This is a genomic window from Bacteroidota bacterium, assembly GCA_018692315.1.
Lineage (GTDB): Bacteria > Bacteroidota > Bacteroidia > Bacteroidales > JABHKC01 > JABHKC01.
In genome coordinates this window covers 1-22053 of the sequence record JABHKC010000041.1, presented here as the reverse complement: position 1 = coordinate 22053, position 22053 = coordinate 1, and the positions used below count along the sequence as shown (strand labels likewise).

General features: G+C 31.6%; 15 protein-coding genes. 12 read left to right on the top strand and 3 right to left on the bottom strand.

Annotated features, from left to right (window positions below; genetic code table 11):
* Window positions 1–20: 20 nt before the first annotated feature.
* The 7 genes from HN894_03400 (at window position 21) to HN894_03370 (ending at window position 9611) form a co-directional block, all read left to right on the top strand.
* Entirely contained in the window at window positions 21–884 is an 864-nt protein-coding gene (locus tag HN894_03400) for a ChaN family lipoprotein (protein ID MBT7142359.1), read from the top strand.
* Between the two features lie 138 nt (window positions 885–1022).
* Window positions 1023–4448: a response regulator gene (locus tag HN894_03395; protein MBT7142358.1), complete on the top strand. Its 3426-nt coding sequence runs from the start codon at window positions 1023–1025 to the stop codon at window positions 4446–4448.
* A 16-nt stretch (window positions 4449–4464) separates the two neighbouring features.
* Window positions 4465–5025, top strand: coding sequence for a hypothetical protein (locus HN894_03390; protein MBT7142357.1), 561 nt, complete (start codon window positions 4465–4467; stop codon window positions 5023–5025).
* Complete coding sequence (locus HN894_03385; protein MBT7142356.1) at window positions 5025–6800, top strand: OmpA family protein; 1776 nt, start codon at window positions 5025–5027, stop codon at window positions 6798–6800. The genes HN894_03390 and HN894_03385 overlap by 1 nt, the downstream gene beginning before the upstream one ends.
* A 9-nt stretch (window positions 6801–6809) precedes the next feature.
* Window positions 6810–7310: a GTP-binding protein gene (locus HN894_03380; protein ID MBT7142355.1), complete on the top strand. Its 501-nt coding sequence runs from the start codon at window positions 6810–6812 to the stop codon at window positions 7308–7310.
* An 8-nt stretch (window positions 7311–7318) separates the two neighbouring features.
* Window positions 7319–7948 carry a hypothetical protein gene (locus HN894_03375; GenBank protein MBT7142354.1) on the top strand — a complete coding sequence of 210 codons (630 nt, stop codon included), beginning with the start codon at window positions 7319–7321 and terminating at the stop codon, window positions 7946–7948.
* 142 nt (window positions 7949–8090) lie between these two features.
* Window positions 8091–9611, top strand: coding sequence for a HAMP domain-containing histidine kinase (locus HN894_03370; protein MBT7142353.1), 1521 nt, complete (start codon window positions 8091–8093; stop codon window positions 9609–9611).
* A gap of 39 nt (window positions 9612–9650) precedes the next feature.
* Here HN894_03370 and HN894_03365 read toward each other — a convergent pair whose 3' ends face one another.
* Window positions 9651–10481, bottom strand: a complete 831-nt coding sequence (locus HN894_03365; GenBank protein MBT7142352.1) for a 5'-nucleotidase, lipoprotein e(P4) family — start codon at window positions 10479–10481, stop codon at window positions 9651–9653.
* 96 nt (window positions 10482–10577) lie between these two features.
* On the opposite strand from HN894_03365, the gene HN894_03360 reads away from it, so the two are divergent.
* The 3 genes from HN894_03360 to HN894_03350 all read left to right on the top strand — a co-directional run bounded on the left by HN894_03360 (window position 10578) and on the right by HN894_03350 (window position 13407).
* Entirely contained in the window at window positions 10578–11408 is an 831-nt protein-coding gene (locus HN894_03360) for a universal stress protein (GenBank protein MBT7142351.1), read from the top strand.
* A 102-nt stretch (window positions 11409–11510) separates the two neighbouring features.
* Complete coding sequence (locus HN894_03355; GenBank protein MBT7142350.1) at window positions 11511–11993, top strand: SPOR domain-containing protein; 483 nt, start codon at window positions 11511–11513, stop codon at window positions 11991–11993.
* Between the two features lie 79 nt (window positions 11994–12072).
* Complete coding sequence (locus HN894_03350; protein ID MBT7142349.1) at window positions 12073–13407, top strand: MATE family efflux transporter; 1335 nt, start codon at window positions 12073–12075, stop codon at window positions 13405–13407.
* Window positions 13408–13421: 14 nt separating this feature from the next.
* Here the strand turns inward: HN894_03350 and HN894_03345 are convergent, their stop codons facing one another.
* Together HN894_03345 and HN894_03340 are read right to left on the bottom strand one after the other, a co-directional pair.
* Window positions 13422–14429, bottom strand: coding sequence for a M28 family peptidase (locus tag HN894_03345; GenBank protein MBT7142348.1), 1008 nt, complete (start codon window positions 14427–14429; stop codon window positions 13422–13424).
* Window positions 14430–14447: 18 nt separating this feature from the next.
* Window positions 14448–15896 (bottom strand): sodium:solute symporter, encoded by a 1449-nt coding sequence (locus tag HN894_03340; protein MBT7142347.1) that lies wholly within the window; start codon window positions 15894–15896, stop codon window positions 14448–14450.
* Window positions 15897–17056: 1160 nt separating this feature from the next.
* On the opposite strand from HN894_03340, the gene HN894_03335 reads away from it, so the two are divergent.
* Together HN894_03335 and HN894_03330 are read left to right on the top strand one after the other, a co-directional pair.
* Window positions 17057–20098 (top strand): T9SS type A sorting domain-containing protein, encoded by a 3042-nt coding sequence (locus HN894_03335; protein ID MBT7142346.1) that lies wholly within the window; start codon window positions 17057–17059, stop codon window positions 20096–20098.
* 150 nt (window positions 20099–20248) lie between these two features.
* The coding region (locus tag HN894_03330; protein ID MBT7142345.1) for a hypothetical protein at window positions 20249–22053 on the top strand (1805 nt) is incomplete at its 3' end.

Sequence of the window (22053 nt, the reverse complement as noted above, 5' to 3'; positions counted from 1 at the left end):
AATAATAAATACAAAATACTATGAAATTCAAGATATTTATTTTATTCATTTTTATAACTATGGTCGCATTTAAGAGCGATAAACCTGCTTATAAAATTTATACAAAATCAGGAAAAGAAGTAAAATATTCTAAAATGCTAAAGAAACTTGAGAATGCAGATGTGGTATTTTTCGGAGAATTGCATAACAATCCTATTGCTCATTGGCTTCAGATAGAGCTAACACAGGATTTATTTGAAATAAAAAAAGAAAATTTGATTCTTGCTGCAGAAATGTTCGAGTCCGATAATCAGATAATTATGGACGAATATTTGAGCGGTTTAATTAAGCAAAGCAAGTTTGAAGATGAGATGCGATTGTGGTCCAATTATAAAACTGATTATAAGCCACTTGTTCAGTTTGCAAAAGAAAATAATTTGAAATTTATAGCTTCAAATATTCCTCGTAGGTATGCCTCTGTAGTATTTTCAAAGGGATTTGAAGGAATAGACGAACTAAGCAATGAAGCCAAAACTTATATTGCACCGCTTCCAATAGATTATGATCCTAATGTAGAATGCTACAAAAAAATGCTAAGTATGGGAACCGGCGGAATGCACTCAAATGATAATTTGCCCAAAGCTCAAGCAATAAAAGATGCTACTATGGCACATTTTATTTATAAAAACCTTAGCCCAGACAGAATGTTGTTACATTATAATGGGACATATCATTCAGACAATTACGAAGGAATAGTTTGGTATTTAAAACAAAAAAGCGAAAACCTTAGTATAGTTACGATTGCAACAGTTCAGCAATCCGATATTGATTCCTTATCGGAGGATTTTAAAGACTTAGCCGATTTCATTTTATGTATTCCTGAAAATATGACCACAACTTATTAATTAGTTCGATATATTTATTGATTATTTTTTTGTTAAAAAAAATAATCAATTCGTGTAGTAATTTTATATATCTATATAAATTAATTGTGAATACAAAAAATGAGTAGTAATTTTGAAATGAATTTTAAAAAGGTTAGTATGAAGATAATAAATAAATATGTATTATTAACTATATTCTCAATATTTTTTTTCCAAAACAGTAAAGCTGAAGTTTCGATAGATAGTTTAGAATATATTGTCGAAAGTTTGAGAGGAAATGAAAAAGCAGAAGTGTTAAATATACTTGCTGCTCAATATATTCATTTTGATTTAGATAAATCACGAGACTATGGGCAGAAGGCATTAATTTTAGCAAAAGAAATTTCAAACCCAAAGCAAGAAGCTTTAGCATATAAACTATTGGGATTTATCTTTTTAAAAGAAAAAGAACCCGACAAAGCAAATCAGAACTTCAATAGTGCAATGAAATCTGCCATGAAAGCTAATGAAAAAGCAGAGGTAGCAATAAATTGGACAAATATTGGCGATGTTTATTTACAAAGGAATTGGAATACAGAGGCACTGGGCTGCTATCAGGAAGCAGAAAGCTTGTTTGCAAAATTGGGGATAGAGAATTCTGCCTTATTAAATAGCTTTGGTGAAATGTATGTCAAGCAAAAAAAACATGAAAAAGCTTTATCATATTTTAAAAAAGGATTGAAGCAAGCAAATTCTGATAGAGACAATTATTATATAAAAAAAATAGCTGCAAATATATCAAACTCATACTCATACTTAGGAGATTATACAAAAGCAGACGAATTTAATGCTCTTTCAAACGAAACTAATCTTAATATAAATCAAGGAATCAAATATAAAAAATCGAGCTCGAACAAAGAAGAAACATATTCAGAAGAACCTCAAAAAAATCAGGAACAAAAAAAAACAAAATCACAGACAAAGAAAAATCCACGAAACGTACGTTCCTACCAAAAAGATGTTCCTCAAACAGAAGGAGGGGGCAATAATTCAATGTTATATGGAATTATAGGTTTCCTAATTGTATTAGTTTTCGGATTAGGATATTTTGCTTATTGGATAAAAAGCAGATATCACAACTATGAAGATAGCCTTACTAAAAAGCATAACTCTGATACAAAAAAACTTAGAGACACGAATTTTTTATTGCGTAATGAAATAAAAAAGAGACATAACATTGAAGAAACTATAATTCAGGAAAAAGCATTTTTAAGTAGTTTATTAGATTCTATTCCCGATCTTATTTCATATAAAGACAACGGTGGTACATATTTAGGCTGTAATAAGTCGTATTCAATTTTTTCAGGAAAAAGTGTAGATGAACTAAAAGGAAAAACAGATTATAATCTGTTTCCTAAAGAAAAAGCCGATGTATTTACTGAAAAGGAAAAGCAAATATTAAGCACAGGCAGACCTTGGAGAAACAAAGACTGGGAAAGAAATTCATATGGACAAAGACTCTTGTTGGATGCTCTAAAAACACCGTTTTATTCTCCTGATGGCGAAATTCTCGGAATAATATCAATTTCGAGAGATATGACTGCCATGAAACAAGCCGAAGAGAAAATTGTAAAACTATCTCATGCTGTTGAGCAAAGCCCGGTATCAATCATAATTACCGATGTTTCTGGAAATGTAGATTATGTTAATCCGATGTTTGAAAAAATGACAGGATATTCTCCGGACGAAATAATTGGTAAAAATCTAAGAATTTTAAAATCTGGAAAAGTAACCAATAGCACATATAAAAATCTATGGGATACTATTTCGAAAGGTAAAACATGGAGCGGAGAGCTGTTTAACAAAAAGAAAGACGATTTGCTATATTGGGATTATACTGTAATTAGCCCTATTTTTGGCGAATCAGGAGAAATTGTCAATTATATTGCAACCAAAGAAGATGTCTCAATTAAGAAAAAACAAGCTGAGGAGTTATTAAAAGCTAAAGTTACTGCAGAAAATGCGAACCTAATCAAATCCCAGTTTTTGTCAAAAATGTCTCACGAAATTCGTACTCCAATGAACGGAGTGGTTTCTTCTATAGAGTTTTTGGAAAACACCGAACAGTCTGAAGAGCAGAAAGAATACACAGAAATTATTAAAAATTCATCAGAAGAATTAATCCTCAAACTAAAAGACATATTCGATGTCTCTGAACTTGAGGACAATAATATTAATCTTGAAAAGTCGCCTTTCAATCTTCCAAAATGTATTAACAATGTTATTTCGAATTTCGATAAAGAAATAAAAGAAAAAGGATTACGGCTTCAAACTCAAATAGATAAAACCATACCGGAGTCTGTCATTGGCGATAAATTGCGACTTGGGCAGATTATTAGAAATTTAATGTCTAATGCTGTGAAATTCACCAAATTTGGCGAAATACTAATTTCTGCAAAATTGGACGAAATCAGCGACAATATTGCTAAAATAAAAGTAAAAGTAAAGGATACCGGAGTAGGAATTTCCAAAGTTGCAATGGACAAACTGTTTAAAGCTTATGTAGGAGGAGATGATACAGACATGCGTCATCACGATGGAATGGGATTAGGACTTGTTTTGTCGAAAAGACTTATTTCATTGATGAACGGAAACATTGTGGTAGAAAGTGAAGAAAATCGTGGCTCAACATTTACTTTTACAGCAGAACTGGAAATTGATCCGAATGAACCGAAAATAATTGAAAAGTCAACTGTAGATTGTACAGGTTTAAGAATTCTTGTTGTTGATCCAAGAGAAAACTCCAGGAAATTAATTACTTCATCTCTTTCAGAATGGGGTTGCGTTCCAACCGAAGCAAATTCTGCCGAAGAAGGATTTAAACTTTTAAATACCGTAGCCGGTATCTCAAAAAGAATGTTTGATATAGCTATTGTTGATAGTGTTTTGCCAGATGCAGATGGAATGATTTTTGCCCGAACAATCAGGAGCAATAAATACATTCGCGACACAAAACTAATTTTGATAAATACCTCAACCACAATAAGCGAAAAAGACTTTAAGCTGGCAGGTTATTATGCCTTATTAGATAAACCAATAGATTTTACTCTACTGAAAAAGAAGTTGTCTGATATCAAAAAAATGAGGAAAATTTCAAAACCTGTAGTTTTATCCGAAAATTTTGATGATAAATCCTCTAAATCCGAAATAATAAGCCAAGAAAAAGATCCAGCCAATCAAGCTCATGTTTTATTAGTTGACGATAATAGTATAAATTTAAAAGTGGGTGGATTGGCTCTGAAGAAAATGAAATTTTCGTATGACGAAGCAACAAATGGTAAAATTAGTGTAGAGAAATTTAAAGAAAACAAATACGACTTTATTTTAATGGATATCCAGATGCCTGAAATGGACGGTATCGAGGCAACAAAAATAATTCGTGAGCTTGAAAGAACAGAAAACAGGAAAAGAATACCAATAATAGCCTTAACAGCGAAATCTACGGAAGGCAACGACGAAGTGTATTTAGATGCCGGTTTTGACGAGCTAGTTTCAAAACCTTTCAAGCCAAATGATTTAAGTGAAAGACTAAAAAAATATGTTTAATAAATAATAATTTAAAATGAAAAAAGAAGAAAAAAAACCTGCAAATAGCAATATTGCAATTAACGATAACGAAAAAGTTGACAAAATTAGAGACATACTTTTTGGCAATAATATAAATGAATTCGAAAAGCGTTTTTCCGATATCGAAAAGAAAAATCAAATAGCAATTGAAGAAATTAGAAGCGAAACAAAAAAAATGTTCGATTCATTAGAAGTTTATGTTAAAAATGAAATTAAAGACATATATTCAAAAATAGATATCCTATCAGAAGAAAGAGAAGACAAAGAAACTAAGATAAGCACTGAGGTAGATAAGCTTTCAACAAAACTGAACAAGCACAAAGAAGAATCTCACAATTCTACACGCGAAATTAGGCAACAATTATTAGAACAATTCAAAGGTCTTTCAGAAGATATTCAAAAACAAAGTGCCGATATCAGAAACGTTGTGAGTAGTGAAGTAGATAACCTCAGAGACAAAAAAACCGATAGAATGAATCTTGCTGCACTCCTAACCGACATGGCACTTCAATTGAGAGGAGAAACTTCTAAAAAACTGGAAACAAAGGATAGTTAATGAATCAATCAATAAGAAATATTGATAGTTCAAAAAGTAACAAAAGCTCGATATCAAATTCGCAGTGGGAAGAGTTACGTTCGCTCATTATAGGTGTCGATGCAGAAAATGACAATAGTGATGAGGAAAATACATCTGATAACCTATTCGCAAATGATGTAAGCAAAATTCTACCAAAAGCAATCAATCTGTCGAAAAATGATTCTTCACCATTAACAAATTCGTTATCGCCGATTGTTACACAGATTTTGGAAAAAAACGTTCGAGAAAATCCAAAATCGTTAGCCGATGCACTTTTCCCAATTATGGGTCCGGCAATAAGAAAATCTATTTCCGAAACCATCAGGAAAATGATACAATCGTTCAATAAGACACTTGAATCAAGCCTGTCATTCGATAGTGTCAAATGGAGAATACAAGCCGCCATTACCGGAAAATCATTTGCAGAAATTGTAATGATCAAAGGTATATTATTTCGTGTCGAACAGATTTTTCTTATTCATAAAAAAACTAGCCTATTAATAAAACAGGTTGACAAATCGGGTTTTGCCTCACAAGATGGAGACATGGTTTCGGGAATGCTAAGAGCAATACAAGATTTTGTTCACGACTCGTTCAAAGTTGATAGCCAGGAGACTCTAAACACTATTCAAGTTGGAGAACTGACAGTTTGGATAGAAGAAGGCCCATATGCAATACTGGCTGCCGTAGTGCGTGGAAATGCGCCGGAAGATTTGCGAACTTTGTTGGAAACTACACAAGAGCAATTACATAAAGATTTTGCTCGCGAATTAGAGTCATTTGAAGGTGATACTGAGCCACTTGAAGACACTTCAGATATTTTGGAACCCTGTTTGCTCGAACAAGTTCGCGAAAAACAAAAAAAGAAAAAATCATATGCCCCTTTTGTAGCTTTAGGAATTGTGGCTGTTTTAATTTTTACACTCTTGTTTTTTAAAATAAGAAGCAACTATCAGTGGTCAAATTTTATAAGTGAGCTTGAATCCGCCCCGGGAATTGTAATTACAAAACATGAAAAACATGGCGGGAAACATTATATTTCAGGCTTAAAAGATTTCCTGTCCGTTGATCCTTATCTTTTAATGCAAAAGCACAATTTCGATTCCGGTTCAGTAATTTTCAATTGGGAAATCTATCAAGCATTGTCAAAGGAATTTGTTTTGTATAGGGCAAAAGTGATTTTAGACCCTCCGGAAACAATAAAACTCGACCTAAACAATGATATTCTAATAGCAAGTGGATCAGCTCCGACAGATTGGATTGAGAAATCGAAAAAAAAGTCATCACAAATTTCAGGAATTAATTCATACAATACCGAACAGCTTAGTATTGGAGTAAAAAAAATCGCTTCAAAAACTTCCAAAAGTATTCTGGAACTGAAAACTATAATTGAAGAACAAAATTTTAGTTTCGATTTAGGAAATTCGGAAGCTAACAGCAGACAGTCGGACAAAATAGACAATTTGATTGACAATATTTGGAAATTGATAGAGAGTGCAAAAGCCGATGGAAAGTCTGTTCATCTTGAGATTTTAGGACATACTGATGACACAGGATATAAAGACGGAAATTTATGGCTTAGCAAACTTAGAGCCGAAGGATTTTTAGAAATATTTTTGGACAGAAATTTGCCTGAATATATGTTCACCATTTATGGTATGGGCTCGTCTCAGCCACTTATGAAAGGGCATACGAAAAAAGCAAAAAGATTCAACCGAAGAGTTTCATTTAAAGTAATAATATCAGATAAATAATAAATAGTTATGGTTAAGAAGAAAATATGCATGATTGGTGCATATGCAGTCGGCAAAACTAGTTTGGTGCAAAGATTTGTTAAGAGTATTTTCTCTGAAAAATATTTAACCACAATAGGAGTAAAAATAGACAAAAAATCATTAAACATAGATGGAACCAAATTAGATTTGATACTTTGGGATATTCATGGCGAAGACGATTATCAGAAAGTTCAATCATCATACCTCGTCGGTTCGGCAGGTTATTTTCTTGTAATTGACGGCACTCGGAAAAACACTCTCGAAGTAGCCGAATATCTGAATCAAATGATAAATATTACAGTCGGTAAAATCCCATTTTATTTGCTAATAAACAAAGTAGATATGAAAGACGAATGGGAAATTGACGATAACATAATCGAAAAAATTAAACAAAAAGGTTGGAAATATTATTTTACCAGTGCAAAAACCGGCGAAGCAGTGGAATTGGCTTTCCTTGAACTAAGTAGAGATATATTGAAAAATCAGTAATTAAAGAAATGGGAAATAATTCAGACATATATAGTCTATTTTCTAAATTGGAATTTGCAATTTTATTAAGAGTTAAGCAAAATAAATTTAAATTATTAAATGAGACTCCATTGTGGTTAAAGGAGATACTAGATGATTTAGATTTTGATTTTGATTTTGATAAAAATATTGACTATAGTAAGTTTTTCCCATTTTTAGAAAGTTTTTTGGAAACTGCTTACCTTTTTTGGGAAAATGATTTGGAATCAAGTATCTGCTCAGACCTTTGGTTAGAATCAGACAAGCATGAAAATGTTTATTATCTACGAGCTTTTGCTATGAAAATGAGTGGCAATGATTATTTGTTAATTGAAAATATTAATGAAAAAATAATTGGGAATTACACCTTTATTCAAAAAGCTAGAAATAAAAGTTTGAAATATGAAAGTTTGAAAAAAGTAACCAGTAAACTCGAAACTAATATTAACTACAACAAACAAGTTTTTCCTATTGTTTATAGTGAGTTGGAAGCTGTCATTACAAATTTGAACGAACTAAAAGCAAAAGTTAAAGACAAAACCTTATTTGACGAATTTGCTGACGAGATTGAAAGATTATCCCTGCTCAAAAACAACATAATATGGTTCGATGAAGACTAAGAAAATTAAAACTTAGATGCTAAAAAATATTTGAAAATCAAAAGTTTGTGAATAGATTTTTAATGTTTGACGGAAATCAATAATATTCAATATCCTTATTTGCACAGAATGAAATAATTTAGATTAAATTAAAATTAGAACAGTGATAAATATACCTAATAATATCGATAAATATTTACAAGACTTGTTGATAGGATGTCAAAATCCTGTTTTTATAAAATTGTCTAAAGAAGGTAAAGTTATTTCATGGGAAGGAAACTTAGAAATTTATGGAATTTTCAGCATTAGCAAAAACGTTCAAATAGAACAAATAGTACCATTTCTCGATGGAATTTTTCCGCTCGAAACTCCTTTGATAATATTGCCAAATATTCAAACCGAGCAAGAAGTTTATGCCGATATTCACATAATAAAAGACCAAACGAACTGTTGGGTAGTTTTGTTAGATAAAACACAGGATGTTAACAAACTGCGAAATATTCTGCAAAAACAAAATGAGACCCAATTGATGCTTGCCCGTTCGTCGAAAAAATTAGATAAATCTATTTCAATAGACGTTTTAAACCTGTTTGAAGTAGTTACATTTGAAAGAATAAGTGATGATGTTTTTAAAATTGTGGGAAGTTTCCCAAAATGGTTTGTCGAATTATTTTCCGATTCAATTACTAATAGAGTAGAGTTTATTATTTCCGACTATTTCCCATTTATTCAAACATTTTTGCCTATGGCAGAAAACCATTGGGAAGAAAGCGATTCGGAAAAAGTCATGTCAGACAGATGGACAGAATCAAATACCGATGGCGAAGATTTTCATCTTCAGGCAATGGCAGCAGTTGTAAACAATAAGAAACTATTATTTATTCAATCAATAAGTACCTCAGTTGAAGAAAGCCAATTACTTATTCAGAAAGCAAGAGAAAAAAGTCTTGCCTACGATAAATTGGCTAAAGCTGAAAATGCACTCAAAAAACTTCTGAAGTTTAAAGACCAGTTCGTATCAATTGTATCTCACGATTTGCGTTCGCCTATTGCAGCAGTTGTTGCTCTTTCAGATATTTTGCTCCAAGACGAAACTTTTTTTAATAAAATTGACGAATCACATCAATCCGATATAATAGACATAAATGAGGAACTAAAAAGACTGTTAGATTACAACAACAAACTTTATCATTGGTCTAATCTGGAACTTGGAAAATTTCAAGTTTATCCTAAAAAAATCAAGCTAATTGAGATTGGAAATGTTTCGCGAAAAAATCTTTCCTCGAAGATGCAGGAGAAAAACATCAAGTTCGAAATGGATGTTGACGAAGATATTTTTGTAGATGTTGACGAAGCATTATTCAGCCAGGTTTTGAACAATTTGATTGGGAATGCAGTGAAATTTACTCCGGCGGGTGGAAAAATCAGTTTGTCGGCAATTCAGAATCCAGAGCAAACAATTATTAAACTTACCGACACAGGAGTTGGAATGCCCGATCATGCAAGAAAGAAATTGTTTTCAGACACTTTCGATAAAAGTACAGATGGAACAGGCGGCGAAAAAGGCACAGGTTTAGGAATAAGTATTTGTAAAAAAATTATTGATGCTCACAAATTTGAAATTGCAGTAGAATCGGAACAAAATGTTGGCACAAGTTTTATTATAACAATTTATTCTTGCTGAAAAATTAGCTTGAATGATTTTACTCAATAATTCAAGTTGTTAATATCCAATCAAATTAGTTTTCCGCAAACTATCTTTTTCTTCTGCCGAAAATTTCATGCTGCCACCAAAAACTGCCTTTTCCCACGAACCATACATTGGATTTGGAAAAATGAAATATTTGTTGCCAAACAAATACTTATTTTCATCAACAATGTTAAAACCAAAATATTCGCTTCGATTTTCGAATATTCCTGCGAAATCAGCAAGATTATCTCCGAGAAGCATAACTATTTCATAATTCTGTGCAACTTTATTTCTCCTTTCGGTTTTACTGCTAATTTTATTTTTAAACAGAAAATGGTTTTTGTCGATGAACGGAAAATTCAGAGTTTTCATATTTTCCATGCTTGCTTCCACCGAACTTTCGTAGCGATTTGAAATGTAAAACACCTCAACACCTTTAGATTTTACAAAATTTGTAAAATCGACTGCTCCAGGCAAGGCTTTTGCAATTTTGAGCTTGCACCATTCGTTCCATGTTTTTTTTGTATAACTGGTATTTGTTTTTATCAAATTGGCTTCATATGGGCTATTGTCAAGCATAGTTTCATCAATATCAACAACAATAGCTTTTGGTTTTTGACTTTTGTTTTCGGCAAGTTTATTATTAAAAACAAGTTTGGCTAAATTGAAATTCTGATGATAAATTGCCTGCATTTCAGCCGATTTTTGATACCATAAAGTCGATTGCAAAAGATAATCTGACGAGTAATTTTCGTCATTTTTTAAGGTGATATTTTCATCGGAATTCTTGTTTTTAATAGCTACTCGTTTGCACGAAAAGGTAGCAAAAATCAGCAATACAGATAAAATAATAAATCTATTCATTTTGTAGTTTTAAATTTCTACAAAGATAATTTTTTCGGCAAATGCTTTCAATTTCTAACAAAATATTATCTTTGAAAAATAAAAAAAGCAATAATTATGAAAAGAATAGTAGTTCCAATAGATTTTTCGGAAGATTCAATAAATGCTCTTGAGCATGCTATTATTATGGCAAATAAATTGCAAACCCACATTAGACTGATTTTTGTCAAAAAAAGCCGAAACTTCGATGTGCAATTCGATTTGGCTAAAGATGAACCAGAGTACAAAAAATCTGTTGACCATTATTTTGATATGCTAATAGAAAAATTCAGAGATAAATATTTAGTATCTGGAATTTTTGACTATAAAATCAGAACAGGGAGCATTTATAGAGAAATTACAAATCAGGCAAAATATGATGATGCTTATTTAATTGTAATGGGAACTCATGGTGTTTCTGGTTTCGAGGAATATATGATAGGAAGCAACGCATATAGAGTTGTGAGCAATGCACCTTGTCCGGTAATTACTATTAGGCTTGGATATTTACCTTCCGAACTAAAACGTTTTGTTCTACCAATCGACATTAGCAGAGAAACCAGGCAAAAAGTTCCATTCATAGCCGAGCTTGCTTTAAAATTTGGAGCCGAAGTAAAGATAGTTGGAGTTAGAGAAACAAACAGAAAAGCAGTAATTTTTAAAATTGAAAAATATTGCGATCAGGTTTACAATCATTTAATTTCACTTAATATTAAATGCAGCAAAGAATTAATCTACGGCGATAATATAACAAAAATTACCTTAGACTATGCTAAGGAAGTTGATGCACAGTTAGTTTCAATAATGACCGAACAAACCGAAAGTGCCGAAAGTTTATGGTTAGGAGATTACGCTCAACAAATGGTAAATCATTCTACAATTCCGGTTATTAGCATTCATAATTTTTAATCAATAATTGAGTTATTTTAACAATTTAATTACTATTTTTTGAATAATCGTTTTTGAAACCTCCCAAATTATTAAATAGAAAAGAAAGAACAAAGAATTAATATGAGATTAATTTTCAGCAATATAGTTTTGTTTTTGTTGTCATATTGCTTAGTTTTTGGACAAGAAACTCAAAACTTTGAAGAGAGCGAAATTTTTTATCAACTACAAAAATGCGATAGTTCAAAAACTAAAGTATCAATTTATCAAGAAGAAGATTTGCATGTACTTGTAAATAAGCATATAAAACTAAATAAAAAAAAGAATACCATATCGGGCTACCGAATTCAAATCTATTCTGGTTCGGGACACGATGCAAGAAAAAATGCAAGAAAAGCTCAATCGAAATTTCTTGCAAAATATCCGAACGAAAAAACATATTTAATTTATCATCAGCCATATTTCAAAATTCGGATTGGCGACTATAGAACTAAAAACGAAGGCTTTCATTTTTATAAAACAATTTTGAATGATTTTCCTGAAGCATATTTTGTTATTGAAAACAATATGAATTATCCGAAATTAGTAGAAAAATCTGAAGAATAGTGAAATAATATTATAATAATTCAGGAGCATTTAAGACACATAAATTTAGGCACATACAGTGCATATCAGTAAATAATAAATGAAAGATCTCACACAGGGAAGCGAGGCAAAAAGAATTTTGCACTTTGCACTTCCAATGCTTTTTGGCAATGTTTTCCAACAATTATATAATATTATTGATAGTATAATTGTAGGAAACTATCTTGGAAAAGAAGCATTAGGGGCAGTGGGGGCTTCGTTCCCGTTGATTTTTGTTTTAATTTCTATGGTAATCGGATTAAGCTCTGGTGCCACTATAATAATAGCTCAATATTTCGGTGCCAAAAATTATGCAAAAGTAAAGTTAGCAATTGATACTATGAATGTAATATTATTCATATCATCAATTGTTGTAAGTGCCATTGGGATAATTTTCAGCGATGAGATATTTAAATTGATAAAACTTCCGGCTGAAATTATTCCACAAGCAACTACCTATTTCAATATTTTTATTCTCGGTAGCGTAACAATGTTTGGATTCCATGGCACTGCTGCAATTCTCAGAGGTTTAGGCGATTCCAAAACTCCATTATATTTTCTTATACTTTCAACAATACTAAACATATTTTTAGATTTGTTGTTCATAGTGGTTTTCGGATGGGGAATTGAGGGAGTTGCAATTGCTACTGTCATTTCGCAAGGAGTTTCTTTTTTGATGATAGTATTATATTTGAATAAATATCATAAGATTATTCAAATTTCTTTCCTGAAAATTAATTTCGAATGGGAAATGTTTATGCGGAGTTTAAGGATAGGCTTACCCTCAGGATTTCAGCAAACTATTGTTTCGCTCGGACTTCTTGCTTTATTTCGCATTGTGAATGATTTTGGAACCGACACGGTTGCTGCCTATTCTGTTGCGGGCAGAATAGATTCTTTTGCAATATTACCTGCAATGAATTTTGCTGCTGCTTTTTCGACATTTGTGGGGCAAAATCTTGGAGCAAATAAAGCCGAACGGGTTAGAAAAGGACTTGTAGCAACATTAATAATGACCTCAATTATTTCCGTATCTCTTACTCTGATAATAAATATTTTTAGGACCGAACTAATGCGGCTCTTTAGTCCTGACACAAATGTTATTGAAATTGGAGCTGAATATCTTCAAATTGTAAGTCTGTTTTATATTTTATTCTCGGTACTATTTGTTTTTAATGCAGTTTTCAGAGGTGCAGGCGATACCCTTATGCCTATGTTTATTACTTTATTGGCTCTTTGGGTGGTAAGAGTACCATTGTCTGTTTTTCTGTCACAGAAAATCGGAGTTGTTGGTATTTGGTGGGGAATTCCTGCTGGTTGGGGCGTTGGAATGACATTCTCTTTGGTTTACTATTTTATTGGAAAATGGAAAACCAAAGTTATTGTTAAGTATTGAGAATTTACAATTGCCTATTTTTCCTTATAAATAACTTCCAAAACTGTTTGTCCAACAGCATTAAGAGTGTTTTTATCAATAATATCGAAATTGTCGTTATGTGTGTGCCAATACGAACCAAAATTCGATTTTGTACTTGGGTCGTGTTGTATAATATCAATGCTCGGAATATTTGCAATTTCGTTTACATACTGATGATCGTCAGTAATTTGTCCTCCTTTGTTAAAAATGAAATAATTTGAAAATCCTAGATTAAAGGCAGCAGACCAAACTTTATTTACAATACTTGGTGCATAATACAAAGATATTTGTTCCTGATAAAACATAGCATTTTTCGCACCTACCATATCCAACAAAATTCCATATCTGGCATAATAATTAGGTGTATGAATGTTTTTTGCCCAATACTGCGAACCCAAACACCAGGTGTCCTTTTGGTGTGGAATATTTTTATGATCTGGATATCCATAATCTTCAGCATCGAAGAAAATAATATCTATTCCTAATTTTGTATTTTTTATCCCAATTTGCCTTCCGATTTCCATCAATATTCCAACACCACTTGCTCCATCGTTTGCGCCAATTATAGGACTGTCGCGTTTTTCAGGATTTTCGCAATGATCAGCAAACGGGCGAGAGTCCCAGTGAGCAAATAGTAAAAGTCTGTTTTTCTTTTCGGGAGAAAACTGTGCAATAATATTTTTAATATTTAGACTTGTGCCATCAAATGCTTTTACTCTGGTTTCTTGAACAATTACATCAGCTCCGAAGTTTTCCATTTTTTTCTTCAAGTAATTAGAGCATAAAAAATGAGCCTTGGTATTTGGAACTCTTGGTCCAAAATCGCATTGTTTTTTAACATAAATATATGCAGAATCAGCATTAAATTTTGGCACTGAAATTCTTTCAACTTTCGAAATCTTCTTCTTTGAATTTGAATTTTGTTGCTGCTGAGGTTTTTCCTGACATGCAAAAAATAAAAGCATAAAAGTGAAGAATACAGCTATTTTTATCGATTTCATAATATCCCAATTTAAATTCTATTTAAAACTATTGGTCTTTTTTGTAAAAAACAAACTAAATATAGGATTTATTGCTAATGAAGATATCATCCCTATTGTTCCTGCTTGAGGCGATGACATTCCGTAAATAAATAAAATCAAACATATTGCTACTCCGCCAACCATTGATGCAATTGCTCCAACTTTATTCACTTTTTTGCTGAAAAGCCCCCAAATAAATGGACCTAAAAATGCAGAACCTATTGCCCCCCACGAAATTCCTAAAATTGAAACTATTGTTTCGGGCGGATTTATTGCAATCAGTGCAGATAATAAAACAAAAAAGGCACTTCCAAAACGCATCAAAAGTGTAAGCTTTTTGTCTGTAACATTTTTGTTTATGAATCCTGCATAAAAATCTTTCACTAAAGAAGAACTTGAAACTAAAATTAATGCAGCAAGTGTTGACATAGATGCAGATAGCAATACAAGTAAAATAATTATAAATAGAGACTCCGGGATTACAGAAGTCAAAAGTTCAGGCATAAGTGCATCAACGTTGAGGCTACCATCAGCATTACTTATGATTTTCATTTGTCCGGTTTTGGCAAAAAATCTGGTTGTAGAGCCCATAAAATATGCAATTACACCAAGCAAAACTGCAAAAACAGATGAGCCAATCATTCCGACACGAATTGCTTTTCGGTCTTTAACAGCATAGAATTTTTGAATCAATTGAGGCATAGCAAAAGGTGCAACGCTTGTCAAAAATATTAACGAAAACAATGGCCACCAGCCGGGAGGCCCAATTGCCGATGTTAATTTTGGATTTATTTCATTAAGTGTTGATGTAATTACAGAAAGTCCACCTGCTTTATCTAATGTGAAATATATCATAATCAAAACGCCAATAATCATAATAATTCCAAAAATTGTATCAATCAATGTCATAGACTTATAGCCACCCAATACAAGATAAATAGTTGTGAAAATTGCAATAAAAATTACAGCATTTACGTAACCCAAATCCGGAAATGTTGACTTAAATAAATAGGAAAGTCCAATGAAAACTGCTGCGGAATATGGAATTAAAAATACAAAAATTGCAACAGATGCAAAAATTTTCAAAAATGGACTATTGTATCTTTTATCAAGAAATTCGCTAAGGGTTGAGATGCCCATTTCGGTGCTTACTTTTTTTACTTTCCATCCTAGAATTGCCCATACTGCAAGCACTCCTACAAGTCCGTTGATAATTCCAATCCAAATTCCAGAGTAGCCAAAACCCCAGCCAACTTTGCCTGCAAAACCAATAAAAACTACTGCCGAAAAATAAGCGGTTGCATATGAAAATGCAGTAAACCAAGGTCCCACATTTCCGCCTCCAAGAAAAAAGTCGTTAAACGATTTGGTTTTTCTTAATCCAATTACACCAACAATTATTATCATTAGTGCATATGCGGCAAGTACAATTATTTTTACTGACATTTTATTAGTAAATTATGAATGATTAATTATTAATGATTAATACCCTGTTTGTCATGTTATTCAAAACATTAATGAATGAATTTAATTTTTCAACTTTACTTATATTTTTAAACAGAAGTTTCATAAAAATCAGTTTATCAATCTATGGCAAAAATAAACAAAAGCTATCATTTTGAACTATGTATTTTTGATTTTATGGAATTGTCAGTGAAATTGAAGTAAGTAGCTTATTATATTAGTGCAACCTTTCTAACCTAAATAATTCATGAATATTTCTACTAAAAGCCCGAACTACACATCATCTTTGACCGTCCTCAATTTTTAGTTCATCAAAATAGCTTGCTATTACTCAAAAATAAAAATCTGTGGTAGTTCAAATCTGATGCACATTTTGAGCTTTCGTTACGAAAATTCATGAAATAATCAGGCTAAAGTCAAGATATTGAAAATCTTGAATTTTTATTAATAAATTTTCTAAATTCTACATTACGACTTTAAATTTCGCACCTTTTGTGCTTGTAATTGTGGACAACTTTGTTAAATTTTATAACTTTATAACAAAGTTTTGAAAAAAAAATGCAATTTTTTTTCTCCCACATAATCAAACACATACAAACCTTTTTCAAGAATATTATAAAAAATGCTTCAAAAATCGTGAAAGGTTTTTGCTCTTTTTGTTATTAGTAAGTAGAGGGGCTTGTTTTTTTGAGTAAGAAAAATTTGTTGAAAATATGAAAGAAGAGAAAAATTTTGTAAGTTTAAAAATTATTAATTTTAATAAAGCAAATAGAATATGTGTAACATATTGCGTGTCAGATAATTACCCCCCCCCCTCCACTCGAAATTTCTATTAAATAAAATACAAATATTTATAGAATTTCTTTCTATACTTTCAACTTTGTCAAAGTTCAAAACTTTGACAAAGTTCGTACCCGGCAAGGCTTGTAAGCTTTACTACAGTTTCAAAAGCAAAAAGAAAAACGTTTTTTCAAAGAGTATTAACATTTTTGAACTGGGGAAAAATAAATTCGTCAAAGTTTGCCTCAAAAAAGAAAGTTGTTTTATTTTTTTTGGTTTATAAGAAAAAAACTTTTGAGGCACAATCTTGTAACAAAATCAAAAACTAATAAAAAAAAATGTTTAATTTAATACCTAAGATAATGAAAAAAATTGTAAGTAAAATAGCATTAATATGCTTAGTAATAGCATTTTCTGTAAATTCCTTTGGACAAGCTTTTAATGTAACTGAAACTTCTCTAGAAACACCCAATATAACATTAATTTACCAATCGGATATACTAGATGGCACTGATGTAGCTGATACTCTTTTTCTACAAGATTATAGCAATGAAGTATGGAATGGAGAAATCAAATTTATTGGGATTAATGGTGCTAATTCATCAACCGGGAAAATCGTAATTACAAATGAAAATGTAGGAGAACCACTCACAATATTGAGTAATAATTCACCTACAGCCGATTATATTGTTCATTTCGAAAATTGCAAAAATTTTGAGTTTATTGGTAGAGGAGATGTTTCTGATCCTTATGGGATAATAATTGATTGTAAGAATGGTGTAGTTGGCGTAAATGGAATTCTCCTAAAAGGATTTTCTGATAACTATATTATCGATGGAATTGAAATAACTCACTCTACAGGCTCTCCGGCAACAACTGCAGGTGACCATACTGGATGTGGAATAAAATCGGATAATTATTGGTATGATGAAAATGATGATACAGAAATGTCCTTTTGGGGACCATATCGCTACAATTCTCAAAGTTATGTAGCAGGATATACAATTGAAAATGTTGAAATAAAAAATTGTAAAATCCATGATATTGGAGGGACTGGTATTTTGCTTGGTGATCCAAACAACCAAACAACAACTGTGGGAGATTATACAATTTATCGACATGGTTTCACCGATTTAAAAATACATGACAACATAATTGAAGACTTGGGAGATGATGGAATTAAAGTTGGAGACGACAGTCTTGATGTTTTTATTTACAAGAATAAAATAAAAGATTTTGGTGGACAGATATCATCAAAAGGAATAAACATTGGTCAAAGTTCATGGGACGTGGAGGTATATTCAAATCAGATTGAAGATGGTGTTGGTTATGGAATTTATTCGAAAGCAACTGGTGAATTATATCTATACAATAACTTAATAGTTGAACCAAGTAGTAAAGCAATTTACTTAAATACATGGTTTGGTGGCAATCTAAATTATGATAATGGAATATTTATTTATCATAATACCATTGTTGAACCTGGAAATGATGCAATATATTTTAATCATAAAGTATCGAACAATAATGATATCTTTTATAATATAATTGTTTGTGCCTATGATGCGGTTGATTATCATAGTGGTGAAAATTTCATACCAGAAACCCCAGTTTTTTACAGCTTAAATAGAAATTTTATTACTTCGACTCTTGCAGATGTAGAATTTAGAGACCCTGCTAACTCAGATTATAATTTAAAAGCATTTTCGCCATGTAACGATTCGGCAGCAACTGATTTTAATGGGAGTTTTGAAATTGATGAAGATTTTGATGGAACTACAAAACCATCTTATCATGGATCTGATGTAGGCGCATATGAAAGCTATTATTTATCTTGGTCACACGGAACTATTGGTTCTGATAAACATACCTTGGAAATACCTAACAGTTCAACTGATGTGCTGAAAGTAAATATTAGTAATAATACTCAGGTTGAACTAGTTGCAACTGAAGATTATATTGGCGTTTTTTACACAAATGATGATGGAAAGCTTTCATGTGGTGGTTGTGCAGCTTGGCCTTCTAGTGGAGATCTTTCCTTAGAGGCATTTAAAGATAATAGTGGACAAGAACCTAAATACGGTTTTACAGAAGAAGAAGAATTTATATGGTTAGTTTATGATGCAAGCAGTGAGACAGAATTTACTGCACATCCGATATGGGACTCTGGTGAAGAGAAATATGCGAATGGTCAGACTTCATATTTAGATAAACTAAAAGTATCACATCAAGAAATTGATTTTGATCAAACATGGAGCATCATTTCATCATATATTAAACCATTGTATCCTCAATTGGAATTTGTTACAAAGGACATTGAACCATGGTTAGATAGAATGTTCACATATGATAATGGTAGCGATACTGAAGTAGAATATGAACCTTCATCCTCAACAAACGATATCGGCGATATTGTAGTAGGCGAAGGCTACAAAATTAGGATGACTGATATAACTAAGACCTTAGATATTTATGGCGAAAAGGTAGAAACTGATTATGAATTTGATATTATTAAAACCTATGATATAATTGGTTTTCTTAGGATTACTGCAGGTGATGTTGAAGACATGTTTAGTGATTATGTTCCTGATGATATAGATTGGATAAAAAATGAGGATGGTTATATCTATTGGCCTGATTATTCTATAAACCAAATAAGTGATATGGAAGCAGGAGAAGGTTATACAACTGCAATAAAGTCAGGTGGTTCTACAATCACAGATTTTTCATATCCTTGGACAGCAACCAAAAGTTACTCTTTGCCTAGAGAAAAACAGGAAACAATAGTTTATACCGACTATTATAAAACATACTATTCTATGGGAGTTGTAATTCTTCCAGAAGCCTGGGATGTTTATCCAGAAGTAGGCGATGAAATTGGTGTTTTCGATTCAAATAATAATTTGTGTGGTAGTGCTGTATATGAAGGAGGTATTACAATTTTTCTTTCTCATGGCGACGATAAAGATTCAGATATTAAAGAAGGTTTAAATGAGAATGAGCCAATAACAATAAAAGTTTATTCAGCACTTACAAATATTGAAAGAATTTTTGAAGTTGAAAGTTGGGAACTTGGTGATGGCACATTCGAAGTTAACAAAAACTGCGTAGCAAATAAAATAGTTGAAACAAAACCAGAGAATAATATTTTATTTCCTGTTTCACCAAATCCTGCAAATGATTTGGTTCGTTTGAGTTTTTATTTATGCGAAGAAGGATTTGTAGATATTTCTATTTGCGATATACAAGGTAGTGTTGTTTCAAATTTAATTTCCAAAGATTTAGAAAAAGGCTACTATAGTTATACTAATCAGATAAACAATTTGAATTCAGGCTATTATATTATTAAATATTTTTTTGCTGATAAAATACATACACAGAAATTATCAGTAATCAAATTATAAAAATAATAGTTTAGATAAGTAAAACCAATTTTAGGTTAAGGTTTGTTTATCACCCTATTAGCTTTATTCAGACCTTGACTTTTGGTTCTTTTTAGTTTTAAATTCAAATTATTATCTTTGGATTTTAAATAATTATAAAATATAAAAATTATGAAAAAATTTATCATATTAATACTTTTATATCTAGTATCACAAATAAGTTTTTCACAAATAACATCGTATGATTGGTTAAGGACAATGGGAAATTATAATGACGATCGTCCCATAAGACTTTACTGTGATAATTACGGTAATTGTAAACTTGTAATTGAAACTCTTGGATCTGGCAGTTCAGATACACTATTCTTTACTGATACATCTCTATCTGGTAGTAATAACTTTCTTATTGAATTCAATAGCAATGGAGTTTTATCATCAGCTTTTGAAGTACCTGATATTCTCACATCCTCTATCTCAGATTTTCAACAAAATGATACTTATATGTATTCTGTAATGTCCAAGTCTACATATTGGTCTTATACATATGGCAATACTACTACTCCTGTTACACAGACTAAGGATATTTTTGTTACAAAACAAGATACATCAGGAAATCCAATTTCTCTAAATATTATTTCAGGTACAGGAGATGACTATGCTTCAAATATAGTAATAGATAATGAAGGAAATATTATAATAACAGGCTATTACGACAGTCCAAATTTAAGTTTTGCGGGCACCACAATCGGCAATTCAGGAACCGAAGATGCTTTTATAGCAAAATACGATTCGCTTGGCAATGAGCTTTGGGTAAAAAGAATATTCTCTTCCAATGATGATGAACCTGTTGACCTTGCAGTTGATGATTATGGTAATATATATTATACTCAAAGAACTGGTGGGATTCCTTTAAATGTTGATGGTAATTTATTATTCTCGAATAATAACTGGTCTCCATTTCTTTTAAAATTCGATATTAATGGCAATCTTCTATGGAATATTCAATTACATGGTGATCATAATGGATATATAAATGATATTGAAATTGATAATTCTAATAGTGTTTTGCTTGCCGGAAGCTCTAACAGTTCAACATTTATAATAGATTCTGACACAATATGGTCATCTACTACGGGCACTGGACTGAACGATGACAATTCATTTTTTGCAAAACTTGATTCAAATGGAAACCTATTATGGTCTAAATATGTAAATAATACGGGTAGTCTTGATGGTAATAGAGAACCAACAATTACTTATGATAATGATGATAATGTCTATTTTACTTTTCATTTATATAACGATTCAATAATTTTTGACATAGATACTATTATCACTTCTTTTGAAAATCCAGAAGAAGCGCCCTATTTATGTAAATTTAACGCTATAAGTGAAAAACAGTGGATAATTCCTTTTGGAACAGAGCATAATGTAAAACCAAACAAAATTGTTGTTGATGATGAATATAATATATTTATTTCAGGTAGAATTTTAGGAATTCCAAATGTTCAATTTGACAGCCTTATATCTCCTTGCTTTTTTGGAGGGAGTTCAGATGTTTTTCTTTTAAAGGCAAGTCAATATATCCCCGATCATACCAAACAATTTGTGAATCTGAATCAGGGTTGGTCAATTATTTCCAGCTATGTAGATCCTTATGTTCCAGATTGTGATTCGGTTTTTACCGATGTAGCCGCCTATATGGTTCTTATGAAAAACGAAATTGGAGAAACTTTTTGGCCAATGTATAATGTAAATACTATAGGCGATTTGCAAATTGGTGAAGGTTACATTATAAAAATGTACAATTTCAATATCCTTGAAGTTTCTGGAATTGCGATTGTCCCGGAGTGGTCGCCATTAGCACTATTGCAAGACTGGAACATAATTGGCTACCTACGCCAAAATAGCGGTGTAATAAGCACTATGCTCAATGATATTTCACAGAATATTGTAATGGTAAAAAATGGTAATGG